At 58.4% G+C, this 22,082-nt stretch carries 15 protein-coding genes and 1 pseudogene; 8 read left to right on the forward strand and 8 right to left on the reverse strand.

Features of this window, described 5'->3' with window-relative positions:
• Nucleotides 1-19: 19 nt before the first annotated feature.
• Nucleotides 20-568 carry an MBL fold metallo-hydrolase gene (locus BRA1417_RS0110535; RefSeq protein WP_084462177.1) on the forward strand — a complete coding sequence of 183 codons (549 nt, stop codon included), beginning with the start codon at nt 20-22 and terminating at the stop codon, nt 566-568.
• 798 nt (nt 569-1,366) lie between these two features.
• Here BRA1417_RS0110535 and BRA1417_RS0110545 read toward each other — a convergent pair.
• Both BRA1417_RS0110545 and BRA1417_RS39905 read right to left on the reverse strand, forming a co-directional pair.
• Nucleotides 1,367-2,470, reverse strand: a complete 1,104-nt coding sequence (locus BRA1417_RS0110545; RefSeq protein ID WP_027515785.1) for a phosphotransferase family protein — start codon at nt 2,468-2,470, stop codon at nt 1,367-1,369.
• 1,050 nt (nt 2,471-3,520) lie between these two features.
• The gene (locus BRA1417_RS39905) at nt 3,521-4,438 is read right to left on the reverse strand and encodes an NADPH:quinone oxidoreductase family protein (protein WP_198034915.1); all 918 of its coding nucleotides are present in this window, start codon (nt 4,436-4,438) and stop codon (nt 3,521-3,523) included.
• A 2,279-nt stretch (nt 4,439-6,717) separates the two neighbouring features.
• Between BRA1417_RS39905 and BRA1417_RS0110565 the strand changes: the two genes are divergently transcribed.
• Nucleotides 6,718-8,241, forward strand: coding sequence for an ABC transporter substrate-binding protein (locus BRA1417_RS0110565; protein WP_027515787.1), 1,524 nt, complete (start codon nt 6,718-6,720; stop codon nt 8,239-8,241).
• Between the two features lie 687 nt (nt 8,242-8,928).
• Here BRA1417_RS0110565 and BRA1417_RS0110570 read toward each other — a convergent pair.
• On the reverse strand, nt 8,929-9,129 hold the full coding sequence (locus BRA1417_RS0110570; protein ID WP_156948674.1) for a hypothetical protein: 201 nt from the start codon (nt 9,127-9,129) through the stop codon (nt 8,929-8,931).
• Between the two features lie 224 nt (nt 9,130-9,353).
• Nucleotides 9,354-10,486 (reverse strand): IS3 family transposase gene (locus BRA1417_RS0110575; RefSeq protein WP_156948675.1). Its coding sequence is split into 2 segments (ribosomal slippage): nt 9,354-10,231 and nt 10,231-10,486, totalling 1,134 coding nucleotides; the frame shifts between segments, so codons are not numbered across the junction.
• 515 nt (nt 10,487-11,001) lie between these two features.
• Here BRA1417_RS0110575 and bioB point away from each other — a divergent pair.
• From bioB to BRA1417_RS0110605, 5 genes are all read left to right on the forward strand, one after another.
• Nucleotides 11,002-12,003: a biotin synthase BioB gene (gene bioB, locus BRA1417_RS0110585; RefSeq protein WP_027515791.1), complete on the forward strand. Its 1,002-nt coding sequence runs from the start codon at nt 11,002-11,004 to the stop codon at nt 12,001-12,003.
• A gap of 295 nt (nt 12,004-12,298) precedes the next feature.
• Nucleotides 12,299-13,456, forward strand: coding sequence for an 8-amino-7-oxononanoate synthase (locus BRA1417_RS0110590; RefSeq protein ID WP_027515792.1), 1,158 nt, complete (start codon nt 12,299-12,301; stop codon nt 13,454-13,456).
• Entirely contained in the window at nt 13,453-14,082 is a 630-nt protein-coding gene (gene bioD, locus BRA1417_RS0110595; protein ID WP_027515793.1) for a dethiobiotin synthase, read from the forward strand. Before BRA1417_RS0110590 ends, bioD begins: the two co-directional genes overlap by 4 nt.
• A complete protein-coding gene (locus BRA1417_RS0110600) occupies nt 14,082-15,362 on the forward strand; it encodes an adenosylmethionine--8-amino-7-oxononanoate transaminase (RefSeq protein WP_027515794.1) in 1,281 nt (426 codons plus the stop codon). The genes bioD and BRA1417_RS0110600 overlap by 1 nt, the downstream gene beginning before the upstream one ends.
• 457 nt (nt 15,363-15,819) lie before the next feature.
• Complete coding sequence (locus tag BRA1417_RS0110605) at nt 15,820-16,692, forward strand: SDR family NAD(P)-dependent oxidoreductase (protein ID WP_027515795.1); 873 nt, start codon at nt 15,820-15,822, stop codon at nt 16,690-16,692.
• Nucleotides 16,693-17,034: 342 nt separating this feature from the next.
• Here the strand turns inward: BRA1417_RS0110605 and BRA1417_RS39910 are convergent.
• A pseudogene (locus BRA1417_RS39910) lies at nt 17,035-18,214 on the reverse strand (IS256 family transposase).
• A gap of 155 nt (nt 18,215-18,369) precedes the next feature.
• Between BRA1417_RS39910 and BRA1417_RS39915 the strand changes: the two are divergent.
• Nucleotides 18,370-19,026, forward strand: a complete 657-nt coding sequence (locus BRA1417_RS39915; protein ID WP_245286179.1) for an ABC transporter substrate-binding protein — start codon at nt 18,370-18,372, stop codon at nt 19,024-19,026.
• 389 nt (nt 19,027-19,415) lie between these two features.
• On the opposite strand, the gene BRA1417_RS0110625 is transcribed toward BRA1417_RS39915, so the two are convergent.
• From BRA1417_RS0110625 to BRA1417_RS0110635, 3 genes are read right to left on the reverse strand one after another with little or no spacing between them, the layout of a single operon-like run.
• Nucleotides 19,416-19,829, reverse strand: a complete 414-nt coding sequence (locus BRA1417_RS0110625) for a Rieske (2Fe-2S) protein (protein WP_027515797.1) — start codon at nt 19,827-19,829, stop codon at nt 19,416-19,418.
• Nucleotides 19,822-20,940, reverse strand: a complete 1,119-nt coding sequence (locus BRA1417_RS0110630; RefSeq protein ID WP_027515798.1) for an amidohydrolase family protein — start codon at nt 20,938-20,940, stop codon at nt 19,822-19,824. Before BRA1417_RS0110630 ends, BRA1417_RS0110625 begins: the two co-directional genes overlap by 8 nt.
• Entirely contained in the window at nt 20,937-22,055 is a 1,119-nt protein-coding gene (locus BRA1417_RS0110635; RefSeq protein ID WP_051448309.1) for an amidohydrolase family protein, read from the reverse strand. Before BRA1417_RS0110635 ends, BRA1417_RS0110630 begins: the two co-directional genes overlap by 4 nt.
• Nucleotides 22,056-22,082: the final 27 nt, after the last annotated feature.

Consider the following 22,082-nt stretch of genomic DNA (forward strand, 5'->3'; position numbering starts at 1 on the left):
ACCGAGTGCCTGCTCATCGATCCAGCATCCGGCGTCATGCAAGCATCTTGCCGCTCTCGATATCGAGCGGGTGGACTGGGTTTTGCATACGCATCACCACCGTGATCAGTGCTGGGGCACGCCCGTCGTAAAGCAGGCCGGAGCAAAAATTGCGGTGCCTGAAATCGAACGCCACCTGTTCGATAACCTCGACGCTTGCTGGCAGGCTCGGGGCATCTACGACAACTATAACGACAGCAACACGTTTTTCTCGCTAGCGGAGAATCTTCCGGTCGATGCCGTGCAAGACTACGGCACCTTTGTCTGGAAGGAGTACAAGTTCCGCGTGCTGCCGGCCACTGGGCATACTTACGGCATGGTCTGCCTAAACGCGGAAGTGGACGGCAAGAAAGGTGCCTTTATCGGCGATCTCATGACCAGCGGCGGAAAGCTCTATCAACTGCATGCCATGGAATACAGCTACAGCGATCTGGTCGGCGTCGAGTTACAATGCTGTCGATCCTGGCTCTCAAGAAGGAAAATATCAAGACCGCGTTTCCCTGGCATGGCGAGCCGATCAGCGAAGTAAAGGCGGATATTGTAAAGCTTGAGTCGAGCCTCGAGAGACCCGCTTGCATAGGTAGGCTGCTTACGTCGGTCCGGAATACCGATTCGTGAGAGCAGGCTGCGATCGATTTCGGAGCATTTGCTGTGGGCCGGACCATACACCTGCTCCAACTTCTACATTGTATTGAGCGGAAGCGGCCACGCGATTCTGATCGACTACGGCTTGGCCCCCGTGGGCACCTCCATTTCAGTAACGCTCACGACGGCACGCAGCCTCTGCGTTCCATCGAGCATCATCTCGACCAACTGCGCGATGATCATGGGGTGCGGGACAATCGAACTCGTCGTTCCCACCCACATTCATGACGACCATGTCTGCGGCATACCGTTCCTGCAAAAACATTTCGGCACGCAGTGCTGGGCTCTCGATTGTGTCGCTGCGGTCATTACCAATCCGGCTCCGTGGGCCAGCACCACACGCTGCTTCCACAAGCCGATCGATGTGCAGCGGATTCTGCGCGACGGCGAGGCATTTCACTGGAGAGGAGTTAACTCGAGGTTCATCACGCCGGCGAAACCGAATACCACGCGGTCGTCCTCGGTAAGATTGATGGCAAGCGGGTCGTCTTCGGAGGTGACAATTTATTCCTCGCCGGAAGAATTGAGCGCGACGTCGCCGTCCAGTCGACTGTCATGCGCAACAGTTTCCAGTTGGAGATGCATCGCCGCTGCGCGAAGGTAATACAGGCGACGAAGCCAGATCTCGTCTGTCCTGGACACGGTGAGCTGATACCCATGGATGCATCGAGGAGTGATCGGTTCAGGCCCTTTCGGCGAATTGCCAGGCCATCTGGGCGAGCGGTCGCGCGTTTGCGCCAGAAGAGGCCGCCTGCGCGCTCGAGGCCGTGCTGGCTTCGGCGCGCTTGGCGATACCTTGCAAGATCGCCGCGAGCCGGAACAGGTTGTAGGCCATGTAGAAATTCCAGTCCGCCTTGAGCTCTTCGGGCGTTATGAGCTGCGTGCGCTCGCAGTAACGGCGAATGTATTCGACTTCCTGCGGGATTCCGAGCCCAGACAAATCCAGGTCGCCTATGCCGCGAAAGGAGCAGTTGGACATGCGCCAGGCCACGCAGTGGTAGCTGAAGTCGGCGAGAGGGTGGCCAAGCGTCGACAGCTCCCAGTCGAGCACCGCGATCACTCGCGGCTCGGTGGCATGGAACATCAGATTGTCCAGGCTGAAGTCGCCGTGGACGATCGAGACCTTGCCTTCATCGCGCGCCGCAGCGGGGATGTGGTTAGGCAGCCATTCGATGAGCCGCTCCATCTCGGGGATCGGCCGGGACATCGGGCCCGCGCCGTCGGCGGACGTCCTGTACCGCTTGCTCCAGCGACCGATCTGGCGCTCCAAGTAGTTGCCGGGCTTGCCGTAATTAGCCAGACCGCGCTCGGCGAACTTGACGGTGTGGAGCGCGGCCATGACCCGGTTCAACTCGTCGTAGATCTCGCCGCGTTGCGCAGGCGTGGCGTCGGGCAGCCTCTGGCCCCACAGCACGCGGCCCTGCATGTACTCCATAATGTAGAATGCGCGGCCGATGACCGACTCGTCCTCGCCCAAGATGTAGATGCGCGGCACGGGGACCTCGGTACCCGCCAGGCCGCTCATCACCGCAAACTCGCGCTCGACGGCATGCGCCGATGGCAGCAGCTTGGCCGCTGGCCCGGGCTTGGCACGCATCACGTAGCTGCGCGATGGCGTGTTCAACTTGTACGTGGGATTTGACTGCCCGCCCTTGAACATCTCCACCGTGAGCAGGCCCTGCGGGCAGTCAATGTTGGCTTGCAGCCAAGCCGTGAGCACCTCGACATCGAAGCGGTGCTGCTCGGTCACGGGACGTGTGCCGATGAAGTGGTCGAACTGACTCATTCGGCGGCTTCCCAGGCTGCCAAAATTCGATTCCGGCACAAGGTTTACCTGCCGCCATTTTCTTGGACCGAGCCGTTTAAATCCCACGAAGACTTAAGTGTAGTGAGCGTTCAGATGTTGTTGATGCATTCAGACGCATGAGCACGCGGAAATTCCACAGTTTTCTTGAAGTGGCGAAGATGTTCTGCATCCGCGTGACTTGCCAGTTTTTAGATACGTTAATAGCCGCCTTTCGAGTCCACTTGGTCACGAACAGCATGGGCTGTGTAGTACGCGAGGCTGAGTGGCCCTTCCTGTCGCCTGCTAGCGAGTGAAAGGCGTCAAAAGAAGCGGGGCGCTGCAGCTAAGTTGCTGTGGATGGTCTCACATAAACCATCGGGCGTTGGGCGTCCTTGCAGCAGTCTTTGGAAGAGTGTCGGCCTGCGGCGCATCGCGATACAGCGGCGCCAGCGCCCTGGGAAAATATCGCCGTTGAGGGCGAGCCAATTGCGCACAGTCCCGTGTAGTATTACGAAAAGCTCACCGGCACGGCATGCGCGTGGTGATCTCTTCAGGCAATGTGCTTGATCGATACACGACGGTCGGGGCAGTGCGACAGAAGCGGCAGCGAATATCTCGTCGAAAGACGCATTGCGGAGCCTCGAATCGTGCTCTCGAAGCGTTCGGATGCACCGATAGACTCGTTTGCATCTTGCGAGCAAACCGTACTGCGGTCCGACGTCGGGTATCCCGGCGAGCAGTGTCGAAAGATTCTCAACAATAATCTCGATGTGCGTGCCGCGGATGATTGAGCGCAGATCGGGGTCGGTTCTAATTGTGTCCTCGACAGGCTGTCAAACGCTGTCCGGAACTGCCCCCTTGCGTCATGAAGAACTGTCCCCCACCCTCGGGTTCATGATGTCGGTTCAGGGTTGGCTCCGCCGCTCGTCGCCGCCGCGCTGCGCCCTCAAACTATTGCCGAACTTGCCCGCCTGTCTCGGCGAGAAGAGCTATTCGACGTACGCGCGACTGGTTTCGTGCAGGTCCTTTTCGGTAGGTCGGCTGCTGACTTCAATTCACCATCACGAGCTTGCCCTTCACGCTGCGCGAACCCATCTGTGCATACGCAGCCTTGAGTTCGGCCATCGGCATCGTGCGATCGATCACGGGCTTTATTTTTCCTTCCTCGTACCAACGGCCGAGTTCGATGATCATCGCCTGGTTTGCCTTCGGCTCATTGCGCGCGAAGTTACCCCAGAACACGCCGACAATGGCGGCGCCCTTGAGCAGTGGGAGGTTGAGCGGCAGCGACGGGATCGGACCAGCAGCGAAACCGATCACGAGATAGCGCCCGCGCCATGCGATTGAGCGGAACGCGGGTTCGGCGAAACCGCCGCCCACCGGGTCGTAGATCACGTCCGGGCCCTTGCCGCCCGTTACGGCGTTGATTGCTTCGCGCAGGTTTACCTGCGAGTAGTTGATTGCGACGTCGGCGCCTTGCTCCTTGCACAGCTCGCACTTGTCGTCGGTCGATGCGGCGGCGATCACCCGCGCCCCTACAGTCTTGCCGATCTGGATAGCGGCCGTGCCCACGCCACCCGCGGCGCCGAGCACGAGCAAGGTCTCACCTGATTTCAGCTGGCCGCGATCGAGAAGGGCGTGGTGGGATGTCGAGTAAGTCATGATGAATGCAGCCGCGTCGACGTACGTCATACCCGGCGGCAACGGCATGCAAAGCGCCGCAAGTGCGATCGTGTGCGTGCCGAATCCCCCCGTGCCCCAGAGACACGCGACGTCCTGCCCTAGCGCAACGTGCGTGACGCCTTCGCCCACTGCTACGATCCTGCCCGCGTATTCGCTGCCGGGCACGAAGGGCAGCTCCGGCTTGTGCTGGTACTTATTCTGGACGATCAGCAGGTCGGCGAAATTCAAGCTCGCTGCCTTGATCTCAAGGAGCACTTCGCCTGCTTTCGGCTGCGCCGTGGGCAGCTCCCTTCCATTTCAGCGCGTCGACGCCGGTCGGGTTCTCGCGTAGCCAAGCATGCATGGTGGTCTCCTAGGAACAAAATGAGAGTGGAGCTTCCGTTCGCGGATGAGCGGAATTGTCGCAACCGTGGCGCGAATTGATCGTGCCGGGCACGATGATCGAGGAATGCAATTACTCGCATCGCGCCTAATGCTATCGGTTGTTGGGAGAGGCCGCGCGTTCGATCATAGGCGGGCGCGCGAGGTCGGATTCTCCAATCGTTGGGCTCTTTTCGCTGAGATTGTGCACGTGGCGGGGCCATGTGGAGCTTTCGTGCATTGATTAGCCAGCGGCCATGAATGCCGCTGGCTGCGCGGCGATTAGATCTTTTGCACCGGGCGATTCGAACGGGAGAAAGATGTGGGACGGTTACTTTTTCCATTCGAGGCATGAGACAGACCGCACCCCACCCGCTGGCGATTTAGCGGTGCCGATATCCTCCAGAACCTAAAATTTCGCGCCCTGCTCTTCACTTGCAGATTTCCCGGTGATCACGTCAGCGATGCGCGGCAACCTTGGCCTCCCGATCTACGACATCTCGATGGCGGAGCGTCTCGCACTCAACTCGCCCTCTCCGCGGGGCGGGTGCGTGCCAGGGCGCGAGATGCCCCGCTACCGTTTCGATCATGGGCGCCTCGGCCGTCCCCCGCGCGGCAATACGTGGCCGACGGGGGCTGAGCGGGTAAGGACGAACGCGCTGAAGGATCGCTGCTTAATCTGACCGTCTCATGCGGATCATGCAGGAAGAAGCCGAGGACGCCTTTAACGCGTCCCTCAAACGTAGGCGCGACGATGGACCTATCAACAATCCTGATCACACCATGCATCCTCAGCCCGGAGATCCGGCTGGCCCATCGTATTGATGCCGAGGGGTCGATTGGCCACGCTGTGCATCAACGCCTCCTCCCGATACTCATAGCGCAGGGCGCGCGATATTGAGGCGCGGTTCCGCGAACAGAGGAGTGGCGATCGGCAGCGATGCTGGCTCGGGTGCCGATTGATACTCTTGCAGCCGCGAACCCAGGCTCGATGGTCCGCGCCCAACAGCGGTACGCCTGGGCTCGCACGCGTCTGTTCGCGCGAGTGCGTGCTAGTCGGGATACTGCGTACCGACGGGATGCGAACCGATATGGGCGGTCTACGCGGCGCACCCTCTTCCGCCGGCCATCAGCGGCCCCTTCCTGACTACCGCGTGAGACGATTCCCTAGCGAACCCAGTCCTCTCCAGTCTGAGCGGTCAACTACAAAGTCGGCACACTCTTGGGCGCCCAACCGATTTTATAACCCAGTGCGCATCGCACGTATTGCTCACGAATCTCGTGTAGCATCCTGTCGTTCGAGCTACGCCTCGTTCTTCACAACACCAACCGCATCGGTCGTCCACTTTATCGCCTCTGCATCCGATATATTGTGCCTTCAGCTACGCCTGCACGTACTCCGGCGGCTCAGGCTCGCCTTGGGCCTGTACTTCGAGGTGCGGCCTAGATCGTGCGCGCCGCGGTGGGCTCGATGATTCCTCTTGCGTCATATTTGCAGGATGACAGCGCCTTCACATTCCGAAATCCCCACAGCAAAACGGGCGGTGTCTTGACATCTCCTCCATCCCTATCGGCGATCTGCGTTCCGAGACGGCGCAAGTGCACGCAAACCGCAATCCGGCTGAACGCTGCCGCAGCCTCCTCGCGCGTGGAGATGTCTAGCATTCCTGATCACCCTCCCGATGGCTGGGGTGCCGCCGGCACAACGGATAATCAGTTATGGCGAAATCCGTCGATACACGCGCGCAGGCGCACAGTTTAAGCGTCGTCACGGGATCTTTTGCACTAATCGGTATCAACATCCGGATAGCATGCCAATATCGAGCATAAGCCCTGTTCTACTACCACCCGCCGAGCTCACGAGGCTAAAGCCTTCCCACACACCGGCATAGACACAGTTGAGGCGTGACAGAATGGCGAGTATCGAAATTAAAAGCGAGCTTGCGGGAATCGTTCAATCGATCCCAGTGGTCGGACCGTCTCTTGCCAATACGAGCTGTGATCCTGGTCCATGAAGATGAAGAGTCCGGTCGCGTCCAAGTGGCCTGGAGTATTCACCTCGGTGCGCGTTGAGCCCGCGCAAAAATTGCCGAGGGCGACTTCCTTGTCGTCATTGAGACCCTATAATCCGAGTTTTGAAATAAGAGAGGCAGAACGCAATGAGAGCGTTTCGTAATTTTCTATCCGGAAATGGCGCCGTGGCAATGCTGCTCAGTCTACTCGCCTCGGCGCCGCTGGCCGCGCAGGAGACGCCGCAGTTCGGCGGACATTTGCGAGTCGGATACGGTTATGAGCCGACGTCGCTTGATCCCATCGCCGGGCGTTCGGGGGGTGACCAATATTTTTTTCGTCAGATATTCGATCAACTCGTCGACGCCGACCAGTCGGGTGCCCCGGATGCATCGTCATCGCTCGCGACCGCATCGGAGATTTCCGAGAACCCGCACGCGATCACCTTCACATTGCGTGAGGGCGTTAAGTTTCACGATGGCACTGGATTCAATGCGGATGCCGTGAAGAAGAACATCGACCGCATTCTCGATGCGGCGACAAAAGCGACGCCGCGAAGCAACATGGCCATCATCAGCTCCGTCGAGGTGCTCGGCGATTACAAGGTCAAGTTCAACCTCAGCGGTCCATGGGCGTCGGGCCTCGCCCTGCTTGCGGACCGCGGCGGCGCGATGAGTTCGCCGACTGCATTTACAAAGCTGTTGCAGGATTACGGCTGGAACCCTTCCGGCACCGGGCCGTTCAAGATCAAAGAGGTCGTCACCGGCAGCTTCGTGCGCATGGTCCGCAACGAAAACTACTGGGGCAGGGACAAGGCAGGCAACAAACTGCCTTACCTGGACGAGATCACGATCGAAGTCATCAAGGATCCAACCGTTCTCGTTTCGGCGCTCAAGACGGGCCAGATCGATATCGCCGTTCTCCCGAACCGCGAAGTCGATGCGTTTCTTGCGGACAAGAATTTTAACGTCGAAAAGATGGAGGGAGCAGGGGTGGCGTCTCTCCTGAGTTTCAATCCCGACATCGCGCCGATGAACGACATCAACCTGCGCCGCGCGGTGGCGTATGCGATCAACCCTGCGGACATCAACAAGGCGGTATACCTCGGCAAGGCCATCGTTGCCGACTCCGGCATGTGGCCTGTCAACACCTTGATCTATCAATCGAGTCCGGCGCATATATCGTATGATCTAAAGAAGGCGAAGGAGGCCTTGGTAGCGGCCGGCAAGCTAAATGGGTTCGAACTCACGATCCTGACCTTCCCCGATCCGCTGATGCAGCAGACGGCCGAGATCATGCGCGCTCAGCTCGGCCGGGTCGGCATCAAGGCGAGCGTTGAGGTGCTGGCGCTCGCAACGGCTACTGAGAAGTTCTTTGCGGCCAAGGTATCACCGCTGTACCTGACATCGTGGAGCCGCTATCCCGAGCCGGACATCATCGCATCGACGAACTTGAAGAGCGGTGGCTACTACAATCCGAGCAAGCAGGCGAATGCCGAGCTGGACGCGCTGATTCAGCAAGGCGCATCGACCTACGATCAGGCCAAGCGAAAGGAAATCTACGCGAAGATCAATGGCATCGTGCTTGGTCAGGCGCTGTGGCATCCGATGCTCTACACGGTGGCGTATGTCGCCGCTCCCAAGAAGATCCAAAACCTGAACTCGTTGTTGGCATGGGACGGCAAGTTCAGCCTGAAGAACATCTGGATCAAGCAGTGAGAGGACTGGAGGCGGTTGACAACACGCAAGCCGCCTCTTCAGCTGGTGAGTTTTCGTGAATATGATATCATAAGCACGGCGAGAGACGCAGTATCGGCACGCGATCTTTAGGTCCGCAAGCTTTCGACCGGAATTGCGTCTCTTGGAGCCGTCGTCAAGACCCGTGAAGGGAATGCGGTTTCCGTCCCACGACGGTGACCCCTTTGCATCTTCGTTGAGAGCGCCGGCAGCGTCTGAGAACGGCTGGTACGCTCCATCAAGCGTGCGCCTCGAGTAAGCGTGAGTCGGTGGCGCCGGACGTCGGTTCGTGCAGGATGCGACCCGGACCACATCTCCTTTCGTCGACTATCACGCACGTGGAGACGCCACGCTGGGTGTCCCGTTTGCTGGCGACGAGCTCGATCGACTGGACGCTGTTGGTGCATGAACCGCAGCGATCCGCGCTCCTTCGCGGCTGCTTGAATTGAGTTCAGCTTCTAATCGAACTCAGCCCCGCGGCCGGTATGCCGCGCTCAGCGTAGCAAATTAGGCATAATCAGCCTTGCTTTGAGATTGTCCGCGACTTCCGCCTTAAGCGGTTATTAGGCGTCACCGCTCGCCTATCTCCTGGCGCCAACGAGCAGCGGCATCGGCCGTCCGCTTGCACGGCAATATGCGGCCGAAGTGAGTTTCTGCTTCCGCCATCGCTCAAGGACTGATGCGCACAAGGTGCTCGTCGCCTGATCTGGCGCTCACGCGCGGATCATACAGGAGGAAGCCGGCGGCGCCTTTACCGCGCCCCTCAAACATCGGCTCGGCGATCAACCGATCGATATCATCCTCGGCCCGGAGATCCGGTGGGCCGACCGCATCGGTGCCGAGGGCTGGTTCGACCACACTGCGCGTCAACGCACACGTCCCGATAAGCATAACGCAGGCGCGCGCGATACTAAGCCGCGGTTCCGCGAACAGAGTAGTAGTTATTAGCAGAGATGCTCGCCACCCGGCGTCGTTTTACTCCCGTAGCTCCGACGCAAGCAACAGGTGCACTTGTCGCCCCTCGAAGGTGGGGTGAGCTGGTCCCGGTTGTCTGAACAGAATCTGCGCATCGATAAGTGGAGCGTCTGCCGGGGTTATGCTGCCAGGCGGAGCGGCAGCGAGGTGAAGTAGGCTTGATCGGGCGTGCTGCCGTCAAGACTCGAATGGGGACGTCTACTGTTATAAAAGTCGAGATATCGGCCGATCGAATTGCGCGCCTCGTTGACGCTATCATAGGCCCGTAGGTACACCTCCTCGTATTTGACGCTGCGCCACAACCGCTCGACGAACACGTTGTCCCGCCATGCGCCCTTGCCGTCCATGCTGATCGCGATGCCGTTGTCGGCGAGCACGCCGGTAAAAGCCTGTCCGGTGAACTGGGAGCCCTGATCCGTATTGAAGATGTCCGGCTTGCCGTGACGAGCCAAGGCATCCTCCAGCGTCTCGACGCAGAAGGCTGCTTCCATGGTGATCGACAGCCGCCACGACAAAACCCGGCGTGTTGCCCAGTCCAGCACCACGGCGAGATAGACGAACCCACTCGCCATCGGGATGTAGGTGACGTCCATCGCCCAGACCTGGTTCGGCCGTGTGATCTCCATGCCGCGCAGCAGATACGGATGGATCTTGTGGCCGGGCTCGGGTTTAGTCGTGCGCGGACGGCGATAGAGCGCCTCTATCCCCATCCGCCGCATCAGCGTCTTGACATGCCGGCGGCCGATCTTGCACCCCTCGGCAGCCAGCAGGCCTCTCAACATTCGCGAACCGGCGAAAGGGAACTCCAGATGCAGCCAGTCGAGACGCCGCATGATCGCGAGATCGGCGTCCGGCACCGGACGCGGCAGGTAATAAACGCTGCCGCGGCTGATCTGCAGAATCTCCGCCTGCTTGGTGATCGACAGATCGTGCTCACGGTCGATCATCGCTTTGCGCTCAGCAATCCCGCCTTGGTGAGCGCTTCTTCTAAAAAATCGTTCTCCAGCGTCAGCTCTCCGATCTTGGCGTGCAGCGACTTCACGTCGATCGCAGGCGCGGCAGGCGACATGCTCCCAGAGCCGAAGACCCCGGAAGCGCCACCCTCCAACTGCGCCTTCCACGCCGTAATCTGATTGGGGTGGACGTCGAACTGCTCGGCAAGCTGAGCTATCGTCCGGTCGCCCTTGACGGCGGCAAGCGCCACCTTCGCCTTGAACGCCGGTGTGTGGTTCCGGCGCGATCGTCTGTTCATGGTCTCTCCTGTTCACGGCGATTATCGCCGCGTTTCAGGCAGAAACTCCACTTATCGTCTTGTTCAAATTTGCGGAGCCGGCTCTGGGTTCAATTCATGCGTGGGTTCTGGCGTGCTGATCGGGAGACTGCATACCGGCGATACCCTCTCGCGTCATCTTCGCAGAAACGACGCTGCCTTCACACTAACCGCCCAAGCTGAGGCTATTTGTGCCGGGATCGATTCCGAGCACGGGAATCGCGAGGTTTGGTCTCGGTTCTCTCCTCATCGTCCGACGCAGTTGACGTCGGAAGTGAGCGAGCCATTCTATCAAAGTTTCACTCATGAACTCAGGGCCGAAATCGGCAGCAGGCGCCGCTCATTTTGCAGATTTTCTGCAAGTCCGGCGAAATTTCCGCTGTCTTTAGGTGTCGGTAGGATCTTATGCTTTGCCGGGAGATCAGCTACCCCGCTGATCACATAGACAACACAATAGATAAGCAATCTGATTCTCTATTGTAACAGGAATAAGTAGAATGATCCCTGCTGTGAAACTTGAAAAGAGCGGCAGCGGCAGCGGTAGCAGGGCGGGGATCCGTAATGACTGGGAGCGCGCCGAGGCTGAAGCGCTTTATGGCCTGCCATTTTCTGACCTGATGTTTCAGGCCCAGAGCGTTCATCGGGCGAGCTTCGATCCAAACCACATCGAGACCGCAAGCCTGCTCAGCATCAAGACGGGCGGCTGTCCAGAAGACTGCGGCTACTGCTCGCAGAGCGCGCATTACGACACCGGCTTGAAAGCCACCCGCCTGATGGATTGCGACCATGTGATAGCCACTGCGCAACGCGCCAAGGACGCTGGCGCGACCCGTTTCTGCATGGCCGCGGCGTGGCGCAGTCCAAAAGATCGTGACCTCGATCAAGTCTGCGACATGATTAGCGCAGTCAGACAGCTCGGGATGGAAACCTGTGTCACGCTCGGCATGCTGACATCCAAGCAGGCCGGTCGACTCTCCGAAGCCGGGCTCGACTTCTACAATCATAACGTCGACACCTCGCCGGAGTTTTACGGCAAGATCATCACCACCCGCACCTTACAGGATCGCATCGACACGCTTGCGTATGTGCGCGAGGCCGGGATCAAAGTCTGCTGCGGCGGCATTATCGGAATGGGCGAGCGCGCCGAGGATCGCCTCGGCATGCTGGTGCTGCTTGCCAATCTTCCAAGCCATCCCGAAAGCGTGCCGATCAACCTGTGGAATGAAGTTAAGGGCGTGCCAGTAAATGAGACTGCGGAGCGTCCCGATTCGATCGTTATGGTGCGCCTAGTAGCGACCGCTCGAATCATGATGCCGAAGACCGTGGTGCGCTTGTCTGCCGGAAGGCAGTATATGACCGATGAACTGCAGGCGCTGTGCTTTTTGGCCGGCGCAAATTCGCTTTTCATTGGCGATGTGCTATTGACAACCAAGAATCCGCAGCGTGACCGCGACGCGCACTTGCTGCACCGGCTAGGCATCACCTCGGGGCTTGCCTAACGAAGCGCCTGGGATCCTGCGCCTCCTCAGCTTGGCTATGTACAAAGCCCATGAAAGCCACTGTTCATCGTGCTTCCCTGGCCGATGCCGATCTGAACTGTGTGCGTCGCCACGTGTGGCTACAAGCCATATCGTTGTATATGTCTCATTCGAGGAGGAAGACGCCCAGCTCTTCGACCCACGCGTCGCACTTGCCGTCTAGGAGTGTCAAATATTGTGGGGCTCAAGAACCTGCAGGCGGAAGCTGACGCTTTGCAGCCAATGAAGGATTGCGCAATTGGAGCGGGAGTAACAAATGAAATCAAACTATGCGGCCAAGGGCGACGTCTATGTTGCAGGTTTGCAGGCTCTAAAAGAAGCTGAACGGCTCCGCGGCCTCACGCCGCGCGCGGGGGTTGATTTCGCATCCAATGATTATCTGGCGCTCGCGACGGCGCCGCGTATTAAGAATGCTATCTCAGCCGCGCTTGAGGCGGGAAAAACTCCCATCGGAGCCGGCGGTTCGCGGCTTCTGCGCGGCAATTGCGAGGAGCATGAAAGGCTCGAAGCTGAAGCGGCTCAGTTTTTTGGAGCGGAGACTGCCCTCTTCTTTGGCGGCGGTTATGTTGCAAATTTCGCCGTGCTTACTACGCTGCCGCAGCGGGGTGACTTGCTGGTTCTGGACTCTCTCGTGCACGCAAGCATTCATGAAGGTGCGCGAGCCAGTCGGGCCGATTTTCGGATCAGCATACATAACGACCCGCAGTCCGTCGAAAGTACGATTTGTGAGTGGCGGGCAAATGGCGGGGTCGGGCGCGTCTGGATCGTCGTCGAAAGTGTCTACAGTATGGATGGCGATTTCGCGCCTCTGACGGATCTGGTAGCGATCGCCGACCGGCACGACGCGTTCCTCATGATTGACGAGGCTCATGCCACCGGCGTTTACGGCGAGCGCGGACGAGGACTCAGTGCGCCCTACGAGAAGCGCGAGAATCTCTTAGTGGTTCATACTTGTGGCAAAGCCCTGGGGGCCGCCGGCGCACTCGTGACTGCTCAGCGCGTTCTGCGCGACTTCTTGGTTAATCGCTGCCGCCCATTTATTTTCGCTACCGCCCCCTCGCCCTTGATGGCCGTCGCCGTTCGAGAAGCGCTCTTGATCCTGCGAGAGGAACCCGAGCGGCAGCAGCATTTGGCCAACCTTGTCGCATTCACGCATCGGGAGATCCGCGCACGAGGTCTTCGGAGTCCTTCGGACTCGCAGATCGTCCCCTACATCGTTGGAGACAATGCCCGTGCAATGGCCTTGGCTTCTGCGCTGCAAGCGCGCGGTTTCGATATCCGTGGGATCCGGCCACCAACCGTGCCAGCGGGGACGGCCCGCCTCCGAATTTCAATCACACTGAATGTCGGGGAAGACGACGTCCGATTAATGCTAGATGCACTTAAAGAGGATACGAGGAGCTGGTCTCAGTGAATCAGCGCATCGTGGTGACGGGCACCGACACCGGAATTGGAAAGAGTGTGTTCTCTGCAGGCCTCGCCAATCTTCTTGGCGCGAACTATTGGAAACCGGTTCAAGCTGGCCTCGAAGGAGAGACGGATGCCCAGCTCGTCGCACGGTTGGGACGTCTCTCGCCCGATCAGATTGTGCCGGAGTTCTACCGATTTAGAACGCCTGCCTCGCCGCATCTATCCGCGGAACTCGACGGAGTGCGGATCGATACGGATTGGCTCCATGTACCGGATACCGGGAAACGGCCGCTCGTGATCGAGGGCGCCGGTGGGCTCATGGTCCCGCTGACGCAGAATATTCTCTACATTGACATCTTCGAGCGATGGCAGCTTCCGATCGTGCTTTGTGCAAGGACGGCGCTCGGCACAATCAATCACTCGCTACTGAATATAGAGGCTCTGCGACAGCGCCGGATCGGAATCCTCGGAATTGCTTTCATTGGCGAAAAGAATTCTGACACTGAGAGTGCAATTTGCGAGATCGGGCGGGTGCGATGGTTAGGGCGATTGCCCCAGCTTTCTCCTTTAACGGCAAACACGTTGCAGGCCGCATTCAAAGCCTCGTTCCGTTCTGATGACTTCAAATGATGAGACCAAAGAGGAAGTCACCGATTTGGCACCCGTTCACGCAGCACGCGCTTCACGACGTGATGACGGAGATCGTGCGTGGCGATGGTGCCTACCTCTACGCTAGGGATGGATCTCGTATCATCGATGCAATCTCATCGTGGTGGGTCGTGACGCATGGTCATTGTCATCCACGAATTGTGAGCGCGATCCAAGAGCAGGCAGGCAGGCTCAACCAGATCATCTTTGCCGGTTACACCCATGATCCGGCCGAGGAAGTTGCGGCACAACTGTTGAAACTCACGCCCGATGGGCTTGATCATGTCTTCTTTTCCGACAGCGGCTCCACAAGCGTGGAAGTCGCTCTAAAAATGGCCCTTGGCTATTGGCATAATATCGGCAAGCATCGGTCGCGCATTGTCGTGATGGAGCATTCCTATCACGGTGACACCATAGGGGCGATGTCGGTCGGTGCCCGCAGCGTATTCAACGCAGCTTACGGGCCACTTCTGTTTGACGTTACAACGATCCCGTTCCCGGCGAAAGGCCATGAGCAGGCGGCTCTCGATGCACTCGACTCTATTTGCCGAAAGGAAAGGCCGGCTGCCTTTATCGTCGAACCACTGATTTTGGGGGCGGGCGGAATGCTGATGTACCCAGCCTGGGTGCTCAGAGAAATGAAGCAAATCTGCGAGCGCTCGGACGTTCTGTTGATTGCTGACGAGGTCATGACGGGCTGGGGCCGCACCGGTACACTATTTGCTTGCGAGCAAGCCAATGTCACGCCCGATATCGCCTGCTATTCCAAAGGTCTCACCGGTGGGGCGCTCCCACTTGCGGTGACACTCTGTCGCGCGGAAATTTTCCACGCGCACTATTCACAGGATCGTACGCGTACCTTCTTTCATTCGAGTTCATATACTGCGAATCCAGTAGCCTGCGCCGCCGCAAGCGCTAACTTGGATCTCTGGCGGCACAAGAACACTCGCGACCAAGTAGCGTTGATCGCCAAGTTGCAAGAGCAGGAACTCGAGCCATTTCGGAGCGACTCCCGCTTTGCGAACGTTCGGCGGACAGGGACCATTACAGCACTCGATCTGAAGACGACCGATCCGGGCTATCTGGCGGGTATCGGCCCGAAGCTTGGAGTGTTCTTTAAGGATCGAACTCTGCTGCTGCGGCCGCTTGGCAATACGATCTACGTGATGCCGCCTTATTGCGTCACAGCGGCGGACCTGGCGGAAATCTACTCCGCCATTAGCGACGCTGCCGATGCTGTGTACCGATCTTGTATCAGCTGACTGTCTGAGCTGGCCTCATTCCTGTAATGGCTCGTGCGATGAACTTCTGCGCGAGAGCGAGAAATTAGTCCGAAATGCGCGTATCTAGGTAATAGGGGGCCGATTTTCTTCCTTACGGTAGAGGTAAGCTTTTGTTGCTGCGCGATGGGGCAGGCCAATCAGCAGACGTAACAACGATACGGGTGGATGATAAATTCGACACTGTGATGGAGTGTAAAGCTTAGGATCGCGAGCGTGAGTCGGTGGAATTGGAATGGCGCAGCTTTGGTCTTAAAGGCGGAAGACCTGCGCACAGCAGCCGTCCTCTATCTCGACGAAACTCTCGTTTGGCTGCGTTACGCACGCAAGCTCCTTGGCTTTTTTAGTCGTGAGCCGAGAGCAGACGAGCAAAGAACTACTAAGGACGCTTCGGTAGCGCCGCGCGCGCTTGCGATGCAGACATTGGAGAGGGCACGACATGGGATTGTTGGACGGCAAGGTGGCGATCATAACTGGAGCAGGTGGCGGGCTCGGCGAGGCTTATGCAACGCTTTTCGCCAAGGAGGGCGCGGCCGTCGTGGTCAATGACCTCGGCAGCTCAGTCGATGGTTCCGGCGCTAGCGCCGCGGCTGAAAAGGTGGTGGCCAAGATCGTAGCAGCGGGCGGCCGTGCCGTGGCCAATGGGGATGACGTATCCACCGTGACCGGAGGTCAAAATATCCTTAGGGCCGCGATCGACACTTTTGGCCACGTCGACATCTTGATCTGTAATGCAGGCATCTTGCGCGACCGGACGTTTGCCAAAATCTCCGAGGAAGATTGGGATCTCGTCGTCAAGGTTCATCTTAAGGGGACCTACTGCTGTTCGCTACCGGTTTGGAACTGGCTCAAGGATAACCGTCGGCCTGGCGTGATCATTATGACGTCTTCAACGTCGGGACTTTTCGGGAATTTCGGCCAAGCAAATTACGGAGCGGCCAAGGCGGGTATCTATGGCTTGATACGAGTTCTCTCGATCGAGGGTCGAAAATATGGCATCCGCGTTATGGGTGTGGCACCAAACGCGATCACTCGCATGTGGGCGGACGTTCCAGGCACCCGGGAAGGCGAACCCGACCCCATCCTGCGTCCCGAGAACGTCGCTCCTGGCGTGCTCTTCATGGCCTCCGACTTGGCGGCTGACCATTCGGGCAAGGTCCTCGCCGTATCGGGCGAAGAGATCGCAGAGATTAAGATGGTTATGACTGAGGGCTTCCATCCCAAAGGGTCGTACACTGCGCAGGACGTGGCGGCGCGCGCGTCTTCGGTGTTCTTTCCCGCAGACCTGAAGCGGGTCCTCCCGGAGGCTTAGAATCGAGAAACCCGGCGGCGGCAGCACAAGAAGGTCCGCTGCCGCTCCTGGCCGACGCCGTCCACACAACTGATAGTAGCGACTTGCCTCCTCAAGCACACATTCGACCGACGAGGTGCTGTGCGAGCGCTGGGTGGTGAACCCCTATTTCTCAGCTTAATCAACGATGCTCGATCCTGCAAGGTCCTCTGCCGGCGGGTCCTCTGCCGGCGCCGATCAGTATTTTGTTGGGCAGATGCTCGAGCAATTGGTCCGCTGCGATCTGGACGTCAACGATCGTGTCCCGTGACGTGGTGTAGCTGAAGTGCGGGCTACCGCGTTCGCCGGCAGGGGCCGGATCGGTCAGCTGGCGATCGCCGGGAAACTGACGGTGGGATCATCGCCCAACGGGGCGATGGTTTCCAGTGTCATCTAGCGACCGCGCTGGACCGCCCACTCGTCGTTCTGTTCGAGGAGGATGGCGCCGTCCAGACGGGTGATGGTATCCTCATTGGGGAAGATGCCGACCACTTCGGTCCGCCGCTTGATCTCGCCATTGACCCGTTCGAGCGGATTGGTCGAGTGCAGCTTGGCGCGGTGTGCGGCCGGGAAGCTCATGTAGGCCAGCACGTCGGTCTCGGCCTTTCGAGGAACGCTGCGCGCTTCGGCAGTTTGGGGCGGAGCTGATCAGCGATGCGCCGCCATTGCGCCCGCGCCGCTTCAGCGTCGTCCGTGGCAATGAAGGCGGAGACCACCCGCCGCCTGCTCTTGCCGGCATGCGCCAGCGCGTTGCGCATGAAGTGGACGCGGCAGCGTTGCCACGTGGCGTTGAGAACCTTTCCGATCGTGGCTTTGATCCCCTCATGCGCATCGGAGACGACGAGCTTGACACCGCGCAGGCCACGGCGGGCAAGCTTGCGCAGGAACGCGCTTCCAGAACGTCTCAGCCTCGGACGGGCCGATATCCATGCCGAGAACCTCGCGCCGGCCATCGCTGTTGACGCCCACCGTGATGATCACCGCGACCGAGACGATGCGCTCGTTTTGGCGCACCTTCACATAGGTGGCGTCGATCCACAGATAGGGCCAATCGCCCTCGATCGGTCGATTGAGGAAGGCCTTCACCTTGTCGTTGATGTCACTGCACAGCCCCGACACCTGGTCTTTGGAGATCCCTCATGCCCATCGATTGCACCAGATCGTCAACGGAGCGGGTGGAGACGCCCTGGACGTAGGCTTCCTGCACCACCGGCGTGAGCGCCTTCTCGGCCATCCGCCGCGGCTCGAGGAAGCCCGGGAAGTACGAGCCCTTGCGAAGCTTGGGGATGCGCAGCTCGACCGTGCCGGCACGGGTCTCCCAACTCCGATCGCGGTAGCCATTGCGCTGGATCTGACGCTCCGAGTTCTTCTCGACGTGAGCGGCCCCAGTCAGGCCCTCGACCTCCATCAGCCGGTGGGCGGCAAAGCTGATCATCTCGCGCAACAGATCGGCATCTGGGGTCTTCTCGACGAGCGCGCGCAGGTTCATCGTGTCGTTGGTCATCGGTGATTCCTCGAATCAGGTTGGTGTCGCAATCCAAACCTTACCGACGAATCATCGGTGCCCATCCGCAAAGCCGCTCGCTCGCTGCGGCGCTAAGTGGGGCGCGCGTCGCGAGCGGCTTTGCTAATCAGCTACACCACTCCTTCGGACACAAGATGGTCAACTGGCTGGCCGAATCTTGGTCCATCGAGGGTACGCCAGACGAACCAATCATCGACGTGCATCTCCGTAAGGGGGTGAAGTTCCACAACGGCGATCCATTGACCTCCGCTGATTTCGAATTCTCCTATGAGCGGCTCAGGGATCCAAAGATCTCGCGCTTTTCGTACACACAGGCCAACATCGAAAAGTTCGAAATCGTTGACGACCACCATTTCAAGCTGCATTTCAAGGCGCCGGACGGCAACTACATCCCCAACGCGCTGCAGCTCTGGGCGATTCCGAAGAAGTATTTCGAGAAGGTGGGTGAGGAGGGTTTTGCCAAGGCGCCGGTCGGCACCGGCCCGTGGAAATTCGTCTCACGCTCGATTAAGGAGGATCTGAAGCTCGAGGCGTTCGATGATTACTGGAACAAGGATGCGCGGCCGAAGATCAAGAACTTGGTCCTGAAGATCATTCCGGAAGACCTTACACGCGTTGCGGCGTTCAAGTCGGGCGCAGTCGATTGGATCGACACGGTGCCACTGTCGGCGGTCGAAGAGTTCAAGAAGATGCCGGGCGTGACGACCTTATCGACGGTTGCGAACAACAATCTCTATATCGAGATGACGGCCGACAAGCCGGATTCACCTTTGCTGACGCACTTTCGCTGATTGAGTAGCGGCTTCTGAAGCTGCTTCCTTCTGCTCTTCTTTCGGTTGTACTCCAGCTCCTCCGCTTTGTCGATCTCCAAGACCGAGCAGTTAATTGTCGCGGCGGCTCCTTCCGAGCTCGACGACGATATAGGGAAAGGGATTCGCCCAGGCCTCCGCCCGAAGCGACGTGGAGCAGGAAGGATCCCCCTCACTGCCCCCCTTCTGTTGCGCGAGGATCTCGCAATTCTTTGGCGCTGACTCTTTCCTGCCCGCGGGATTCCTTCGGCGATGTTCAGCCCAACTGGGTCGGCAGGTACACAACCGAAAGACAAAAGCAGCTGTTGATCCGGGGTTGGCCGCAGGAGAGGGGTTACACCCTAACGCCCTGTCCGTGCCTATTGACTCGCTTACATTTCCAAAACGATGTACTCACTTTCCACCGAGACGCTGAAATTTTCCGCGACATGCGGATCCTTCTCGAGCTCGGCGCCGGATTGTACCTTCACATCATACGACCTCGTCTTAACGGATTGTGGGCTGCAGTACGACTCCCCGGAGCGAATGTCGAACTCCCAACCGTGCCAGGGACATTTGATGATCTCGCCCTCCCGCGAATATCGAAAGCATCCCGGCCCGTCGGACTGAAGAATGCCGGTAAGTAGGCCGAGACTCAACTTAGCTCCAGAGTGTGGGCAACGGTCCAGCAAGGCGAAGTATTGCCCGTTCCGATTGAAGACAACGATTGGACGCCCCCTAACATTTAGTGCGAGCCGCCCGCCATCGGGGATATCGCCCACTGATCCGATGATATGCTTAGCCATTGCGGAACTCCAGCCGATACAGCTTCTCCGCGTTTGCGGAGTAGATCATCCGGCGCTCCGAGTCCGAGAGAAAACATTTGAACGCCTGATTGGGATCGTCCCAATCCCAGTGGGGATAATCAGATGCGAACAGAAAACGATCCCAACCAAACCAAGACATCACCTCCCGGAGATCACTCGAGCTCTCAGGCTCATCCATAGGTTGCGTGGTGATATATACCGCCTGCTTTACGTATTCGGATGGAGGCCGCTTCAGATGCGGTACTTCATCGCGCATGCGAAGCCACTGACGATCAGCGCGCCAGCACCAAGCATTGATCCACGCAAATCCACCTTCAACGAGCACCACCTTCAGCTTCGGAAAGCGCTCGAAAGCCCCCTCAAAGACGAAGCTCGTAAGAAGCTCACGATGAACAAAAGTAAATCGATGGTGACTCTCCTGATAGAACGATGGCCAACCGGCTCCGCCAGGCGAACCGCTGTCGCCACTTAGATGTAATCCCAACGGCAGACCATGCCGTACTGCCGCTTCGTAGATCGGCCAATAACGTTTGCGGCCCAATGGCTCGACGCCACGACACGTCATGGAGATCTGAACGAAGTCCTTGTTGTCGGCCCACCGCTCAATCTCCGCAATTGCGCCTTCTGCATCCTCGCCGTTGACGAGCAGACTCCCTTTTAATCGCTGATCTTTTTGCGTCCACTCGTCATATTGCCATTGATTGACAGCGCTGCACAGCGCGGTTCCAAAATCCACACTTCTTTCCATCATTCCATCCGGAGACAACACAAACAGAATGCCATAATCGATCCCACAGGGATCGAGATATTGCTCTTGCATGAAAGAGAGCGACGATCCCGGTGGTCCACCTTCAGGGGGCCAGGCATCCCGCCGAGAAATGGCAGGATTTGCTTGCGGAATCCTCGACGCGCCGACGAAAGGCACCCGAAAGCGAATTCCATAATTTGCCAGATGCAGCTTCCACCGCCGACTTAGGTAAGGATGCAAATCACTGTATGAGCGCAGCGCCGGATGGATGTCACAGTCGACTCGCCGCTGCTTGATCTTCGCAGCGCCTTGGAGAGCTGCCCGCTCGATCGGCTTCTTCATTGTTGAAGTCTCCGCAAACGAGGATAGGTCTTCAAGGGATTCTCGACGCAGATCTTATGTGCCAACTCATTCGAGATACCTTCCGGTAATGCGCTGTTGGCATCGAAATGATGATGCGGGTAATCGGTGGAAAAGAGGATCATCTCATCAGATCTGAGCTGCTCGAGAACTCGATCAAAGATACCAGGCTCGAGGGGAGCATCGATCGGCTGGAGCGTGAACCGAAAACAGTCGCGAATAATATCAGCCGGGGATCTATCAACCCAGGGAGTCTCGAACCGCATACCCCGCCAAGATTTCAACGCGCGCCACATGAAGGGCGGCAGCCACAGAAAGCCAGATTCGGAACACACGAACTTTAGCTGAGGAAACTTGGAAAAAACTCCGTGAGTGATGATACTCAGTATCTGCGACTGGAATATACTAGTATGATCAACGTATTCCGCGACAAAAAACGATTGCCATCCGAGAGACGAAGGAGCTTGTTTATAGTTGCTGCCCGCGTGTAGCGCAATCGGAAGGCCATGCGTCGCCGCCGCCTCATAAATGGGCCAGTAGAATTTTTGCCCAAGCGCCAACTCAGTCGAGGCGAGCATTAGCACTTGAACGAAGCGCTCATTTCGAGCCCACCTTTCGATTTCCTCAGCGGCCGCACCCGGATCCTGCGGCGTGACGACAATGGCCCCATAAAGACGCCCATCCTTGGGCAACCACTCCTCCGCGATCCAGGCGTTGAGGGCTCTCGCAAACGCGACAGCCATTCCTTCATCTGCAATAGCCTGGACGCCGTATAGCGGATTGAGTATCGCTGCCCGCGTTCCAAAAGGCGCAACTCCATGTTTAATCAATTCTTCAGGGTCCGAACCTGGTAGCCCTTCAGCGCGGAGCCAGTCAGAGCGGCAGAGAGCTGGGATATTCGGAGGGAAGCTCGAGGTATTAAAATCGTGACGGTCCAATCCCCGTTCGGCGACTTGTCTTTGCCAATGCTCATCCATGTACGGGAGAAGGGAACTCAAATTCGGAAGTGCCGGGTGAATGTCGCAATCAATACAACTTATCTCCAGCGTACCAGGATTCGATAGAGAAGCGATGCAAGGGACGCCGTCAGATCGCATAGGAAGTGCTCCGTAAGACGTTTTAAT

Origin of the sequence: Bradyrhizobium sp. WSM1417 (assembly GCF_000515415.1) — a bacterium.
Classification (GTDB): Bacteria; Pseudomonadota; Alphaproteobacteria; order Rhizobiales; family Xanthobacteraceae; genus Bradyrhizobium.